The organism is Streptomyces sp. NPDC051105, assembly GCF_040682795.1.
Taxonomy (GTDB): domain Bacteria; phylum Actinomycetota; class Actinomycetes; order Streptomycetales; family Streptomycetaceae; genus Streptomyces.
On the sequence record NZ_JBFBBR010000003.1, the window covers coordinates 605,146 to 619,766 of the forward strand.

The following is a 14,621-nucleotide window of genomic DNA, read 5'->3' on the forward strand; positions in this document are numbered from 1 at the left end:
ATGGCCGACGAACCGATCGACGTGGTGATCGCCGACGACCAGGAGCTGGTGCGGGCCGGTTTCGAGATGATCCTCGACGCCCAGCCGGGCATCCGGGTCGTGGGCGTGGCCCGCGACGGCGCCGAGTGCGTGGAGCTGGCCCGGCGGCTGAAGCCCCACGTCGTGCTGGTCGACGTGCGGATGCCCCGGCTGGACGGGCTGGAGGTCACCCGGACGCTGACGGCCGAACGGAACGGCGGCCACGGCCCGAACGTCGTCGTCATCACCACCTTCGACCAGGACGACTACGTACGGGACGCGCTGCGGTTCGGCGCCTGCGGGTTCCTGCTGAAGGACGCCTCGCCCGCGCTGCTGGTGGAGGCGGTTCGGGCGGCGGCGCGCGGGGACGCCCTGGTCGCGCCGGCCGTCACCGTCCGGCTGCTGCGGGAGCTGCGCACGGGCTCCGGCACCGGCCCGGGCCCGGACACGGCCGGGCTCAGTGCCCGGGAGACGGAGATCATGCGGCTGGTGGCGGTGGGCCGTACCAACCAGGAGATCGGCGAGACGCTGTTCCTGTCGCTGTCGTCGGTGAAGACCTATCTGGCCCGGATCCAGTCCAAGACCGGCGCCCGTAACCGGGTGGAGGTCGCGGCCTGGGCCTGGGAGCACGGCGTGGTCACCTCGCGGCACCACTGAGCGGGCTCATCCCGGCAGGCCGAGCGCCGGGTCCGCCGCGGAGCGGGGCACGCTGGCGCGGACCTCCCACTGGGCGGGGTCGACCGCCCCGGCCCAGAACTCGCCGTCGAGCGCCTCGATGCGTTCCCGCAGCCCTATCAGCCCGAGCCCGCTCTGCCCGCCCGCCGGACTGCCGGTACGGCGGTGGGCCAGGCTGTTGGTGATCGTGACATGGAGCCAGTCCGGGTCGGCGTCCAGCCGTACGACGACCCGCTCGCCCGGGGCGTGGCGGTGCACGTTGGTGAGGGCCTCCTGGACCACCCGGTACACGGAGGTCTCGACCTCGGGGCTGAACCTGCTGGTCCGGGCCGCCGCGCCGGCTTCGAACCGGGCGGCGGGGGCGTCGGGGCGGCGCCCGGAGAAGCCGGTGACGAGGTCGCCGAGGCCGGAGAGCAGGTCGGCGGGGCGCAGGGCCTGGTAGTTGTCCTCGCGCAGGACGCGGACCAGGCGCCGCATCGACTCCAGGGTCTCCGTCCCGGACCGGGCGATCGCCTCCAGGGCCGGATCGACCTTCTCGGGCGCCGTCGCGTGCACGGTCCGGGCCGCGTTGGCCTGCACGATGATCCCCGTCATGTGATGGGCGATGAGGTCGTGCAGGTCACGGGCGAGGGCGAGCCGCTCGGCGTACCGCACGTCCTGGACGGCGCGTTGTCTGCGGGCCTCCATGGCGCGCAGGAAGCAGCCGATGAGGACCGCCAGGGCGAGCGCGACCGTCAGCACGTACTGCCCGGCCACCAGGGTGGCCACCGTACGGCCGCGCAGCGGCAGCATCAGTACGGCGGCGACCAGTGCGGCGACGGTCCACGCCGTGGTGCGGTCGGACTCCGTCTCGGCGAGCACCCGGACGATCAGGAACAGCAACGCGAGGGTCTCCAGGAGACCCCAGTTCGCCACTCTCCCCGACACGGACAGGCAGACGCAGGTCAGTGCGGCGGACATGGCGGCAACGCCCACCGCGCGGACCGTGAGCGAGGGCGACCGGCGGGTGTCGGGCAGCGCCAGCACGGCCAGCGGGCCGGTGACGAACACCGGCAGCCAGCGGGTGGGCGCGCTCGCCCCGCCCGGCTGGAACAGCGCGACGAGGTCGACCACCCAGGTCAGGGCGAGGGCCAGCAGGGCGGCGCCGGTGATGAGCCGTCGTACCAGCGGCGAGAACGGAAGCTTCCAGTCCACGCTCTCCAGGGTAGGAAACCGGCCGGATCCGGTGGTGTCGGCCGGATGACCGACACGGCGCGGCACACCCCGGACGAACGGCCGACACGGCGGCGGGGCGGCGCGGCGCAGCATGGAGACCGGGCACAGGCGATCCCCGGCGCCGGTGCCCCCGCTCCGCCCGCCGACGACGACGGGCCGCCCGGAGCACCGTCCCGTGGCCGCCGCCTGCCGGCACCGGCCGCCCGTCCGGGCGGTCACCCGTCAGCGCGGTCACCCTGGGGCCACCGCAGGTGCCCCCTCACATCCGGTTCCCCTCTGTTCCCCTCCCTTTCACGTCCTGACCTTCGGAGTCTGTCTTCCTCATGGCTACATTCCTGCACCGGATCGGCCGGGGTGCCTTCACACGCCGCTGGCTGGTTCTGCTGCTCTGGGCGGTCGTGCTGGGCGTCGCGGGTGCCGCGGCGGCCAACAGCACCGGCAGCGGCAACTCGAACATCACCCTGCCGGGCATCGAGGCACAGAAGGCGTACGACCTGCTCGGCAAGAAGTTCCCCGCCGCCAACGCCTCGGGCGCGAGCGCCCGGGTCGTGCTGCGGGCGCCCGACGGGGAGAAGCTGACCGGCGGCGGCCCCAAGGCCGAGGTCCGCGCGCTGCTGAAGGACCTGCGTAAGTCCTCCCCGCGCGTCGCGTCGGTCACCGACCCCTTCACCGCCAAGACCGTCAGCGCCGACCGCACCACCGGCTACGCCCAGGTCACCTACCGGGCCAAGTCCACCGACCTCACGGACGCGGACCACCGGCACCTCGACGACGCCCTCGACGCGGCCCGTGCCAAGGGGCTGACCGTCGAGGCGTCCGGCGACGCGCTGGCTGCCGCGGAGGCCGGCAGTTCCTCCGAGGTGATCGGCTTCGTGCTGGCCGCGGTGATCCTGGTCATGACCTTCGGCTCGCTGGCCGCGGCCGGCCTGCCGCTGCTGACGGCCCTGATCGGCGTCGGTATCACGATGAGCTCCCTGACCGCGCTGACCAGCGCCCTCGACCTCAACAGCAGCACCTCGGCGCTGGCGACCATGCTCGGCATCGCGGTGGGCATCGACTACGCGCTGTTCATCGTCTCCCGCTACCGCTCCGAACGGGCCGCCGGACACGACGCCCGGGAGGCGGCCGCCCGTGCGAACGGCACGGCCGGCTCCGCCGTGGTCTTCGCCGGGCTGACCGTCGTCATCGCCCTGGTCGGCCTGGCCGTGGTGAACCTCCCGGTCCTCACGGCCATGGGCCTGGCCGCCGCCGGTGCGGTCGCCGTCGCCGTCCTGGTCGCCGTCACCCTGGTGCCGGCGCTGCTCGCCCTCGCCCCCGAGCGCGTCCTCGGCCGCGCCGCCCGTACGCCGCGGACGGTCGCGAAGACGCCCCTCGGCGAACGCTGGGCGGTCTTCGTGCTGCGTCGTCCCTGGAAGGTGCTGCTCGTCGCGGCCGCCGGCCTGATCCTGGTCGCCCTGCCCGCCACCAGGCTCCAGCTGGGCCTGCCCGACGACGGTTCCAAGCCCCCCGCCACCACCGAGCGCAAGGCCTACGACATGCTCGCCGAGTCGTTCGGCCCCGGCTTCAACGGCCCGCTCACGGTCGTCGTCAGCGACTCCGACGCGGCGACGGCGAAGAAGGCCGTCGGTGAACTCACCGGCACCATGGGCGGCGCGAAGGACGTGACCGCGGTCGCCCCGGCCGTCTACAACCCGGCCGGCGACACGGCGATCATCACCGTCGTCCCGAAGAGCCCCCCCTCCAGCGAGGCGACCAGGGACCTCGTCCACGCCCTCCGCGACCAGAGCGCGGACACCCGTGCCGCCACCGGTGCCCAAGCCCTGGTGACCGGCACGACCGCCCTGAACATCGACATCGCCGCGAAGTTCGCCAACGCGATCGTCCCCTACATGCTGCTCGTCGTCGGCCTGGCCTTCCTGGTCCTCATCCTCGTCTTCCGCTCCCTCCTGGTACCGCTCAAGGCGGCCCTCGGCTTCCTGCTGTCCGTCCTCGCCGCCTTCGGCGCGATGGTCGCGGTCTTCCAGTGGGGCTGGTTCAAGGACCTGTTCGGGCTGGAGACCACCGGTCCGATCATGAGCCTCGTCCCCATCCTCCTGGTCGGCATCGTCTTCGGTCTCGCCATGGACTACCAGGTCTTCCTGGTCACCCGGATCCGCGAGGCCCACGTCCACGGGGCCGGTCCGCGCGAGGCGATCGTCGAGGGCTTCCGGCACAGCGCCAAGGTCGTCACCGCGGCCGCGCTGATCATGACGTGCGTCTTCGGCGGCTTCATCGGCGGCGACGACACCATGATCAAGTCGCTGGGTCTGGGCCTGGCCGCGGCGGTCGTCTTCGACGCGTTCGTGGTCCGCATGACGATCGTCCCGGCGGTCCTCGCCCTCCTCGGCCGCCGCGCCTGGTCCCTGCCGAGCTGGATCGACCGCAGGCTGCCGCACGTCGACATCGAGGGCGAGCGCCTGACCGGCGTCACCCCCGCGGACCGTGAACCGGCGGCCAGGGAAGCCGGGTTCACCAGCGTCAACTGAGACCGGCCGAGGCGCCCGCACCCCGAGTGCGGGCGCCTCGCCGCACCACGGTCACGAACACCCGAACATCCCCGTCCCGGGAGAGCCGTCCATGCGCAAAGGTCCCGCCCTGCCGGCCCTCGCGGTCGTCGTCGCCCTGCTGGCCCTGTCCCGGCACGCCGGAAAACAGACGGCCGAACTTCCGGACCTACGCGGAATGACCCTGCGCGCGGCCCAACTGACGGCCCGCGACGCCGGGTTCCGGCGGCTCGCCGGTACGGACGCCCTCGACCGGCACCGCATCCCCATGCTGGGCTCGAACTGGCGGGTCTGTTCACAGCGGCCCTCGCCGGCCCGCCACAGCCTCACCACGCCGGTCACCGTGCGCGTCGTGAAGACGGGCGAGGCGTGCCCGAGGAGACCCTGAGCGCTCCGCCGGCTACCTCTCCTTCGCGTAGAGGCCCTCGATCTCCGTCGCGAAGTCCTTCATGACCACCTCGCGGCGCAGCTTCATCGAGGGGGTGAGATGGCCCGCCTCCTCGGTGAAGTCGACGGGGAGCATCGTGAAGCGGCGGATGGACTCGGGGCGGGAGACCAGCTTGTTGGCCTCGTCGACGGCTCGTTGCAGGATCGCCTGCAACTCCAGGTCGTCCAGGAGGAGTTCCGGCGGCACCGGGTGCTTGCCGTTCATCTGCCGCCAGTGGGTGAGGCCGTCCCGGTCGAGGGTGATCAGCGCGCTGACGTACGGCAGCCCGTCGCCGACCAGCATCACCTGGGAGATCAGCGGGTGGGAGCGGAGCCAGTTCTCCAGCGGGGCGGGGGCCACCGACTTGCCGCCGGCCGTGATCAGCATCTCCTTCTTGCGGCCGGTGATGGTGAGGTAGCCCTCGTCGTCGAGTTCGCCGAGGTCGCCGGTGGCCAGCCAGCCGTCCCGGGTCGCCGGGACGACCCCGCCGGCCTGCGGGTCCCAGTAGCCGCGCAGCACGTGGTCACCGGCGACCAGGATCTCGCCGTCGGCGGCGATCCGGACCTTCGTGCCCGGCATCGGCCAGCCGACCGTGCCCAGCCGGGGTTTGAGGGGCGGGGTGCAGGTGGTGGCGGCGGTGGTCTCGGTCAGGCCGTAGCCCTCGTAGATCTCGATGCCGGCCCCGGCGTAGAACGCGGCGAGGCGGCGGCCGAGCGGGGAGCCACCGCAGATGATGTGGCGGACCTTGCCGCCCATGGCGGTGCGGATACGGCGGTATACGAGCGGGTCGTAGAAGGAGCGGGCCGTCTTCAGGGCCCGGCCGGGGCCGCTGCCGGTGCCGGTCTGTCTGGCCTCCAGGGCCTCGCCGTACCGCTGGGCGACCCCGGTGGCCCGGTCGAAGACCGAGACCCGGCCGCCCGCCTCCGCCTTCGCCCGCGCGGTGTTGAAGACCTTCTCCAGCATGTACGGGATGGTGAGGAGACAGGTGGGTTTGAACGCGGCCAGGTCCGGGAGCAGGTCCTCGGCCTTGAGGCTGGGGGCGTGGCCGAGTCGGACCCCGGCGCGGATGCAGGCGATCGCCACCATCCGCCCGAACACGTGGGACATGGGCAGGAAGAGGAGGATGGAGACCTCGTCGTCGTCGCGGGCCTTGAAGATCGGGTAGAGGAGTTCGATCGCGTTGTCGACCTCGGCGAAGAAGTTGCCGTGCGAGAGGGCGCAGCCCTTGGGGCGGCCGGTGGTGCCCGAGGTGTAGATGAGGGTGGCGAGCGTGTCGGGGCCCAGCATGCCGCGCCGTACGGCCACTTCGGCGTCCTGGATGTGCCCGCCCGCCTCCGCGAGCCGGTCCACGTGCCCCTTCTCCATCACCCACAGATGGCGCAGGTCGGGCAGCCGGTCCAGTTCGGGGCCGAGCGCGGCGGCCTGTGCGGAGGTCTCGGTGACCAGGGCGACGGCGCCGGAGTCGTGCAGGATCCAGCGGGTCTGGAAGACCGACGAGGTCGGGTAGACCGGGACGGTCACCAGGCCGGCCGCCCAGGCGCCGAAGTCGAGGAGCGTCCACTCGTACGTGGTCCGGGCCATGACGGCGATCCGGTCGCCCGGCATCAGCCCTTCCGCGATCAGCCCTTTGGCCACCGCCAGCACCTGCGCGGCGAACTGGGCGGCCGTCACCTGCTCCCACCGGCCCTCGCCCGCCGCCGACTTGCGGCTGAGCACGATCACGCCGGGCTCGGCCTCCGCGTTCTCGAAGGGCAGGTCGGCGAGCGAGCCGTGCCGCACCGGCGGCGCGAACGGCGGTACGGAGGCCTCCCGCACCACCCCGTCCAGCCGCTGGACGAGGGGTTCGATCAGGATCGGCTTCCCGTCGTAGTCCGTGGCCTGGATCGCGGCACCCGGGGAGACGGGGGCGGCGTTCTGGAAAGAGGAAGTGGACACGGGGCGGCTCCTCGGGCGTGCAGCGGGTGAACTGCTTGCTGCATGTCGTACGCGCCTCGCACATCGAGGCGTTCACCGGGGCCGGGCCTCAGAAAGGCGTTACCGGCGGTTAGGTCTGGAGATCGTACGGGGCCGCTGTGGCGGGGTTGTGGGGTTTCGGGGATGGTCCGGGGCCGGGCCTGTGCATTCCCGGAGGTTACGTGAGGACCTCTCACATTAGGGCCCACTTCCGGACCTTGACGGCCGTGACATAGACTTACCTTCGGTAACCTTACTCCAGAGTCAGCAGTTGGGCGATCCGGGGGGACGGATATGACGGACCGCTGTTGTCGTCCGTGCCGACGGCCACGGGAAGGGCGGGCGCGGTGATCGTCCTCAGCGGTCCGCCCGCCCTCGGGCCCCTGCTCGCGCGTGGCGCGCTGCGGTCGCCCTTCAAGAGGCCGGCCGCCGACGCCCCCTTCCCCCGCACCCGCCTCGTGCTCCCCGACGTCCGCGCCGACGTCGACAGGCTCGCCGCCTACGAACGCGTCTGCGGTTTCGCCACCGGCGACGACGGACTGCCCGTCACCTACCCGCACGTCCTCGGATTTCCGCTGGCCATGCGGCTCATGAGCGCGCGGGACTTTCCGCTGCCGTTGCTGGGCCTGGTGCACACCTCGGTCGAGATCGAGCGGTACGCCGAGCTGCCCGGCGGGGGGACGTACGAACTCCGCGTCCACATCGCAAAGCTGAGCCCCCATCGGCGCGGCACCGAGGCCACCGTCGTCATCGAGGCGCGGGTCGGCGAGGACGTCGTATGGGCGTCGCGGAGCAGGTATCTGGCGCGGCACCGGACCACGGCGGTCCGCGGCGGCCCACCCCAAGAGGGCCAAGAGAACCGGGAGGGCCGGGGGAACCGGGAGGGCTGGGAGAACCGGGAGGGCCGCGAGCCGCTGCCGGTGGTCGAGGAGTGGCGGATCGCCGGGGATGTGGGCCGGCGATACGGTGCCGCCTCCGGGGACCGCAACCCCATCCACCTCCACCCGCTCACCGCGAGGCTCTTCGGTTTCCCCCGGGCCGTCGCGCACGGCATGTGGACCGTGGCCCGCTGTCTCGCCGCACACGGGGTGCCCGAACGCGCCCGGGTGGAGGCGGAGTTCCGGGCGCCGGTGCTGTTGCCCGGCACGGTGGCGTACGCGGCGGACGGCACCGGACGGTTCGAGCTGCGGGACCCGAAGCGGGTGCATGTCGAGGGACGGGTGCTGCCGCTCGCCACCTGAGGCACGCGACGGGCCCGTCGCCCCGCACGGGTGCGGGACGACGGGCCCGGAGGGCGCCTGCGGCGCCTAGTGCTGCGAACCTGTCCGGTCACAGCACTAGCGGTCGTCACCTCCTGACGGGCCGCCGTTCGGACGGCTTCCGGTGATCAGCCGTCCCGCGGCCTCTCCCGCCTTGTGCACGGGGAAGCCGATGACCGGGATGAACACCAGGAACCACACGTTGCGTGCCGTGCCGGCGGAGGCGATGGCCGAGGCCAGGGTGTAGGCGAGCAGGACGGAGAGGGCGAAGAGCAGCGCTTCGGCTCCCCTCCTCTTCCAGTCCTTCTCGCAGTCCCTCTTCGAGTCGGGCTTGGTTCCGGCCATGTCACCTCATATCTTGTTGCGCCACTTCTTGAAGATCGACCAGACCCTTTTGAAGAACTTCTGCTGCTTGCCCTTGCTGAGCCCCATCCCGGCGAGGCAGCCCACCACCGAGTACCAGATCCTCTTCTTCAGGTTGCCCGAGGTGAAGAGGAAGGTGGCGCACGCTCCCGCGATGCAATCGGCGATCTCGACCCGCCAGGGCAGCAGGTACGGCGTCCACTCGGCCACCGCCCACTCGACGAACAGCTTGACCGCTCCCGTCAGGCCGGCCTTGAGGATGTTCTTCAGCCAGCCCCAGATACGGCCGTCGATGTCGACCATGTTGACCGGGTCCGAAGGGTACCCGTAGTGGTTCGGGGAGCCCTCCGCGATCGGGTCGGTCTGCAGGAAGCGGCCCGTGGTGGGGTCGTAGAGCCGAACGCCCATGACCGTGAGGCCGGTCAGCGCGGCGCCCGCCCGCTGGCTGCCGCCGAGCCAGCCGTAGGCCGGGGCGGTGGTGCCGTCCAGGACGTTGCCGTACTCGTCGTAGTGCGTGACCGTGCCGGCCACACTCGTGTCGAGCGGCTGCTGCACGGTGACGTCGCCGTGCAGGTTGGTCAGCTCCAGGACGACGGACCCGGTGGCGGAGGTGGTGGCGCTCAGGGCGCCGCTCAGGTCCTTGACGTCACGGGTGACGCCGGTGCCGGTCGCGCTCCATGTCGGGGTGTCCGATGGGTCGCCGTAGTGGCTGGTCGTGGTGGTGGCGGTGGTCCAGGTGCCGTCGGCCGCCTGGGTCTGGGACCGCTGCACGGCGAGCCGTCCGGCGGCGTCCCGGTCCCACAGGGTGCGGCTGGTGCCGGCCGTCTGGGTGCGGGCCAGGTCGTCGGTGAAGTACGACAGGGTCGTACCGCCGTCGGCGGTGGTGCGTCCGAAGGCGTCGTAGGCGTAACCGGAGTTCACCAGACGGTCCACGCTGTCGTAGGCGTACGACGTGGCGGTGGTCGTGGTGTCGGCGGTGGCGCTGTCGCAGTCGTCGGACGTCGTGGTCAGCCCGGTCCGGTTGCTGTTCGCGTCGAAGGTGTAGGCGCGGGTGGTGCAGCCGGTCGCGGTGGTGTCGGCGGCCCGGGTGAGGTGGCCGGCGCTGTCGTAGGTGTAGTCGGACTGGGTGGTGGAGCCGGCGGTCTGGGTGTGGCCGGTCTGGCGGCCGGTCACCGCGTAGCCGGCGCTGTCGGAGGCGACGGTGGTGCCGTCCGGGGCGGTGTACTCGCGGCCGGTCTCCTGTCCGGCCGGGTCGGTGGTGACGGTCAGGGCGTAACTGCCGGGCAGGGACTCGGAGACGAGGGTGCCGTCGGCGTCGTAGGTGCCGGTGAAGGTGCCCGCGACCGAGTCGGTCAGTGTCTTGACGTCACCGGCGGTGTCGTAGGCGTAGGTCACGCTGGACGGGGCCGAGTCGGTGGTCTTCAGCGGCCGGTCCAGGATGTCGTAGGACGTACCGGCGGTGTTGCCCGCCCCGTCGTCGTACGTGGCGACCCGGCCCAGGGCGTCGTAACCGTAGGCGACGGTCTGGCCGTTGGAGGTGCGGGTCGCGATCCGGCCGTTGTCCGCGTTGTACGTGATCGAGGTGGCCGGCGTGGTCTCGCCGGTGCCGCCGGTGATCGCCGTCCGGGTCTGCCGGCCCGCCGTGTCGGTCGAGTAGGTGGTCGTCCGGGTCACGCCGTTGGCGGTCTCCGCCTTGGTCGCGGTCCGGCCCCAGCGGTCGTAGGTGTAGACGGTGGTGACCGCCTGGCCGGGGTTGGCACCGCCGCCGGTGATGTCGGCCGCGGGCGCGGTCCGGCACAGCAGCCCGGCCCACTCCACGGAGGCGCAGGTGCCGGTGGCGTCCGCGCTGTAGTAGGTGTAGCCGAGCGTGCCCGCGTCCGAGCCGGACGAGGCCATGGTGCGGGTCGAGGAGATCCGGCCGGTGCTGTCGTAGGCCGTCACCGTGTGGGTGGTGTCGTCGCCGCTGGTCGCCTTCTCGTCACCCGTGGACCAGTCGTAGGTCGTGGTGACCGCGCGGGCGTCCGCGTCGGTGCCGTAGCCCTCCACGGCCGCGCCCGTGGTGGTCGTGGTGACCAGGTCGGAGACCGCCGCGTCGGCGGGCCGGTTCTCGTCGTAGGTGTACGACGTGTGGGCCCGGGCCGGGACGACGGCGCCGGCGGCGAGCGTGGCGTCGCCGGTGGAACCGGTCAGCTGCTGGGTGAGCGTGACCTGGTGCAGCGGGCCGTACTCGTCGGTCAGGCGCCGGCCGTCCGCCGAGTAGGCGGAGACGGAGCCCAGCCGGCGGGCCCGGTCGGCGGTGGACAGGCCGGTCAGGCCGAGTCCGGCCAGTTCGTCGTCCGCGCCGGCCGACTTGCCGAGGGCCAGGGCCCGGTCGGCGGCACCGAGTTCGAAGACGGTGTTGCCGAACTCGTCGTACTGGGTCGTGGTGATCGCGCCGCCGGGCTTGGCCGTGTCGGTCTCCTGGCCGTCCGCGTCGATGTAGGTGACGGTGGCCCGGGTGTAGGCGCCCGCGGCCAGGTCACCGCCGGTGCTGGAGGAGGGGACGGAGTCCGCCGGGAAGACCGCGGTGGCGTCCGTCGGCACCTCGTCCTGGGCCCAGCCGGCCACCGTGTCCGCGTCCATCTGGTACGGGGCGGCGGAGCCGGACAGCGGCACGTCGTAGACGACCGTGGTGGTCGCCGTGCCCGACGTGGTGCTCGTGGTGCCCTGCGCCAGGGCCGGCCGGGAGGCGCTCAGCAGCATGCCGGAGCCCGCGGTCAGCGCCGAGCCGGCCCTGCCGTAGGCGAAGGTCCAGGGGAGTTCGCCGGGCTTGGTGAGGGTCGTGACACGGCCGTCGGAGTCGTAGCCGTACGCCGTCTTCAGCGCGGGGCTGACGCGCGGGTCCCACTCCTGGCGCAGGCGGCCGGAGCCGTCGTAGGCGTAGGAGGCGACGGTCTCGGCGGTGGCGGCGGAGGCACCCGGGTCGGTGGCCCACAGCCTGATCGCCTTGACCTGGCCGGCGTGGTCGCCGAAGGCGGAGTCGGTGCCGGTGGTGCCGGTGGCGTAGACGAACTCCAGCACCCGGCAGCCCTTGGTGGCCTGGGCCGCCTGGCAGGTGGCCGCCGGGACGGCGCCGGTCGGGGAGATGACGTACTTGGGGCGGGCCAGCGTCAGGTTCCCGGCGGTGACGGTCTCCGAGACGGTGGTCACCTTGGAGTCGTCGGCCGCGGTGGCGGACGAGGACAGGGGCCAGGTCGGGGCCGCGTCCGCCGCCTTGGTGAACACCGTGGTGTGCGCCTCGGTGTCGGTGAGGGTGAACGCCGAACCGGACAGCGAGCCGGTCAGGGTCAGGTTCTCGGCGCCGGTCTGCGGCTTCCAGCCGCCGCCGCTGGTCGCGGTGAACGCGATCGCGTCGCCGTTCGCGCCGAGCAGTTCCACCGAGGTGGCGGAGGTCTTCCGCAGCTGGGTGTAGTCGCTCGCCTGTCCGGTCACCGACGAGACCCAGCCGGGCCCGAAGATCTGCGCCTGGCCCTCGGTGGCGGTGGAGTTGGCACGCGAGGAGTAGGTGCGCGCCACGTTCGCCTCGAAGGCGGAGGCGTCGGTGGCCGACAGGGTGTAGTCGCCGGTGAGTTCGTTCAGCTCGCCGGGACCGACCGCGGTGGTCGGGGCGGTGCCGGCGTCGCGGTCGAGGGTGACCTCGACGGTCTGGGAGTTGCCGGTGGTGGTGCCGTCGGTGAAGGCGGCGCGCACCTGGATCACACCGTCCTCGGCCAGCGAGCCGACGGTGTTCCAGACCAGCTTGGTGGCGGTGCCCGCGGTGACGGGGACCGGCCAGGCGGACACCGCGTTGCCGCCGGCGGTGACATCGCCGACCGGCACGGTGTGCCAGCTGTCGGTCTCGCCGCGCCGGTACTGCCAGGTGACCCCGGTGTAGGTGGTCAGGCCCTTGGCCGCGAGGGTCAGGCGGCGGGCGGTGGTGTCGCCGTCGGACGGGGAGAGCACCGCGGCTCCGTCGGCGCCGACGCCGAAGGAGTACTTGGTGGTGGCCGTGGACAGGTTGCCGGCCACGTCGACCGTGCGGGCGTACAGCGTGTGCCAGCCGTTGGCCGGGTCGACGGAGACGGTGAGGGCGTCGCCGCCGTTGCCGTCGGTGGTGTCCGTCTTCCGGTTCGGCAGGCTGCTGTCGTCCAGGCCCCAGTAGTAGCCGGCGCCGTCGGTCGAGGAGGTGTCGAAGGTGCACGACACGGCGTCGTCCGCCTTCGCCGTCCAGCCGTCCTTCGCGTAGGTGTCACAGGTGACCACCGGGGCGGCGGGCAGACCGGTGTTCATCGCGAACGGGACGTACGAGGACCACGTGCCGTAGTCGGTGCCGTCGTAGGCGCGCACCCGGTACCGCAGATGGGTGCCGGCCGGCAGGGCGCTGGCCGAGGGGACGGTCAGCTTGGCCGTCCCGCCGGAGGCCACCGCCGCGGACGTGCCGGTGTAGGAGTAGGTGGTGTCCGCGAACGCCGGATCGGCCGTGATCTCGAACTGGGCCTTGGTGCTGGACCCGTCGGGGTCGGTCACCTTCGCCGCCAGCGTCGGCGTGGTCGAGGTGAGGTACCGGGTGCCGCTGTAGGTGTCGACCTGCGAGGGCGACAGGGCGAGCGAACTCGGCGTCGACGGGTACGAGTTGTAGGTAACGGTCAGCTTCGGCGCGTAGCCGGCGGTGGTGTAGTTCGCCGAGCGCCAGCGGCGCCAGGTGGTGGAGTCCTTCTCGTCCGTGCCGTAGACCATCAGCCCGTAGTTGGGCGAGCCGTCGGCCCAGGCCTGCACGATGGCATCGATGTCCCAGTTGGCCCAGTTCGCCGGGCAGGACGAGTCGTAGCCGTGCGGGATGAGGTTGACGACGGCGCCGGTCCCGGTGGAGGACGGCCGGGTCGCCCAGGTCACCGACGTGGACGACCAGGTGGAGGTGAGCCGCCGGACGGTGGTGCCGGAGCCGGTGCTCGCGCACGTCGACGAGTAGTAGTTGTACAGGGCGAAGTTGGTGTCGGTGATGTGCTTGCCGGCGAACTTCGACACGTCGAACTTCAGGAACCCGCGGGCCAGGTCGGTGCCCGAGTCGTAGGTGCCCGACTTCAGCTCCTGGGAGGAGACCTGGGAGTCCGGGTAGTCCGGGGTCTGCAGCCAGGTGTCCGTGGTCACCGCCAGCGTGGTGGTCGGGTCCACGGTCACCGGGTAGGCCGCCGAGGCCAGGAAGTCCTGGTCCGGCGTCAGCACCAGCGTCTGCGACCCGTCGGCGGCGGTCTCCACCTTCGTCGCGACCTTCTCCTGGTGCGCGGACTCACCGGACGCCTTGTCCTTGCTGGAGTCCCACATCATCGGCGCCGGCGCCTCGGCGACGAGCTTGCCGTCCGGGCCCTTGAGCAGCAGGTGGCCGGAGTCGGCCTGGGACAGCTTGAGTCCGTCCAGGTGCAGCGGGATGCGGTAGGACACCGCGTCACCGGCCGGCCGCCGGTCGAGCCGGATGTTCTCCGAGATGCCCTGGGCGAGCGCGGTGACCGAGAGGGTCTGGCCGCCGCCGAGGTCGTAGGAGGCGGTGTTGTCCTTGACGGTCGGGCTGGGCAGCTTGTCCTGCCAGCCCAGTCCGAAGGACTCCTTGCCCTTGGTCACCGAGGCGAGCCGGGTGTCACCGCCGTCGGAGACGGCGATGTCCGCGACCGCCGCGTCCGGCGTGAGGTGGGGGCCCGTGTCGGACAGCGAGGTGTCGATCGCCGTCCACCTGCCGTCCTGCTTCACACGGACCGGTCCGGCGTACGCCTCCGTCTGCAGTTCCCCGCTCGGCAGCGCGTAGGTCGTGGAGTCGGACGTCCGTTCCGACAGGACTTCGATCTTCCGGTTCTGCGTCCGGGCCATCAGCATCGCCGACGCCACCGAATCCGCCGCCGACGCGGCCGACTTGGCGGTCGACGCCGCGGCCGGCTCGGCACTCGACGCCGCGGCCCGTTCCGTCGTACCGGAACCGGCCGCGAAGGCCGTCCCGGTGCCCAGCGACAGCAGTGCCGTCTCCGCCGCCAGCACCGCGGCCACCGCGAGGGCGGTCCGTCTCAGCCGGTTCACTGTGCGTGGCGAGTCCGTCCGCCACAGCCTGTGTCTCTTCAACACCCCTCCAACACCGGACAGGGGTGCGGAGGGCACCCCTGAGTG

The 14,621-nt window shown here is 72.2% G+C and carries 8 protein-coding genes; 4 read left to right on the forward strand and 4 right to left on the reverse strand.

The window, feature by feature from the left end; all coding sequences use genetic code 11:
• The gene (locus AB0N16_RS10280) at positions 1 to 675 is read left to right on the forward strand and encodes a response regulator transcription factor (protein WP_365794998.1); all 675 of its coding nucleotides are present in this window, start codon (positions 1 to 3) and stop codon (positions 673 to 675) included.
• 6 nt (positions 676 to 681) lie between these two features.
• Here AB0N16_RS10280 and AB0N16_RS10285 read toward each other — a convergent pair whose 3' ends face one another.
• A complete protein-coding gene (locus AB0N16_RS10285) occupies positions 682 to 1,887 on the reverse strand; it encodes a histidine kinase (RefSeq protein ID WP_365795000.1) in 1,206 nt (401 codons plus the stop codon).
• 344 nt (positions 1,888 to 2,231) lie between these two features.
• Here AB0N16_RS10285 and AB0N16_RS10290 point away from each other — a divergent pair, with 344 nt between their 5' ends.
• Both AB0N16_RS10290 and AB0N16_RS10295 read left to right on the forward strand, forming a co-directional pair.
• Entirely contained in the window at positions 2,232 to 4,433 is a 2,202-nt protein-coding gene (locus AB0N16_RS10290; RefSeq protein ID WP_365795002.1) for an MMPL family transporter, read from the forward strand.
• 91 nt (positions 4,434 to 4,524) lie between these two features.
• Entirely contained in the window at positions 4,525 to 4,839 is a 315-nt protein-coding gene (locus AB0N16_RS10295) for a hypothetical protein (RefSeq protein ID WP_365795004.1), read from the forward strand.
• Between the two features lie 12 nt (positions 4,840 to 4,851).
• Here AB0N16_RS10295 and AB0N16_RS10300 read toward each other — a convergent pair whose 3' ends face one another.
• The gene (locus tag AB0N16_RS10300) at positions 4,852 to 6,762 is read right to left on the reverse strand and encodes an AMP-dependent synthetase/ligase (protein WP_365795233.1); all 1,911 of its coding nucleotides are present in this window, start codon (positions 6,760 to 6,762) and stop codon (positions 4,852 to 4,854) included.
• A 416-nt stretch (positions 6,763 to 7,178) separates the two neighbouring features.
• Here AB0N16_RS10300 and AB0N16_RS10305 point away from each other — a divergent pair, with 416 nt between their 5' ends.
• Positions 7,179 to 8,072: a MaoC/PaaZ C-terminal domain-containing protein gene (locus AB0N16_RS10305; protein WP_365795006.1), complete on the forward strand. Its 894-nt coding sequence runs from the start codon at positions 7,179 to 7,181 to the stop codon at positions 8,070 to 8,072.
• 96 nt (positions 8,073 to 8,168) lie between these two features.
• Here AB0N16_RS10305 and AB0N16_RS10310 read toward each other — a convergent pair whose 3' ends face one another.
• Both AB0N16_RS10310 and AB0N16_RS10315 read right to left on the reverse strand, forming a co-directional pair.
• On the reverse strand, positions 8,169 to 8,435 hold the full coding sequence (locus AB0N16_RS10310; RefSeq protein WP_365795008.1) for a hypothetical protein: 267 nt from the start codon (positions 8,433 to 8,435) through the stop codon (positions 8,169 to 8,171).
• Positions 8,436 to 8,441: 6 nt separating this feature from the next.
• Positions 8,442 to 14,534 carry a DNRLRE domain-containing protein gene (locus tag AB0N16_RS10315; RefSeq protein WP_365795010.1) on the reverse strand — a complete coding sequence of 2,031 codons (6,093 nt, stop codon included), beginning with the start codon at positions 14,532 to 14,534 and terminating at the stop codon, positions 8,442 to 8,444.
• Positions 14,535 to 14,621 lie beyond the last annotated feature (87 nt).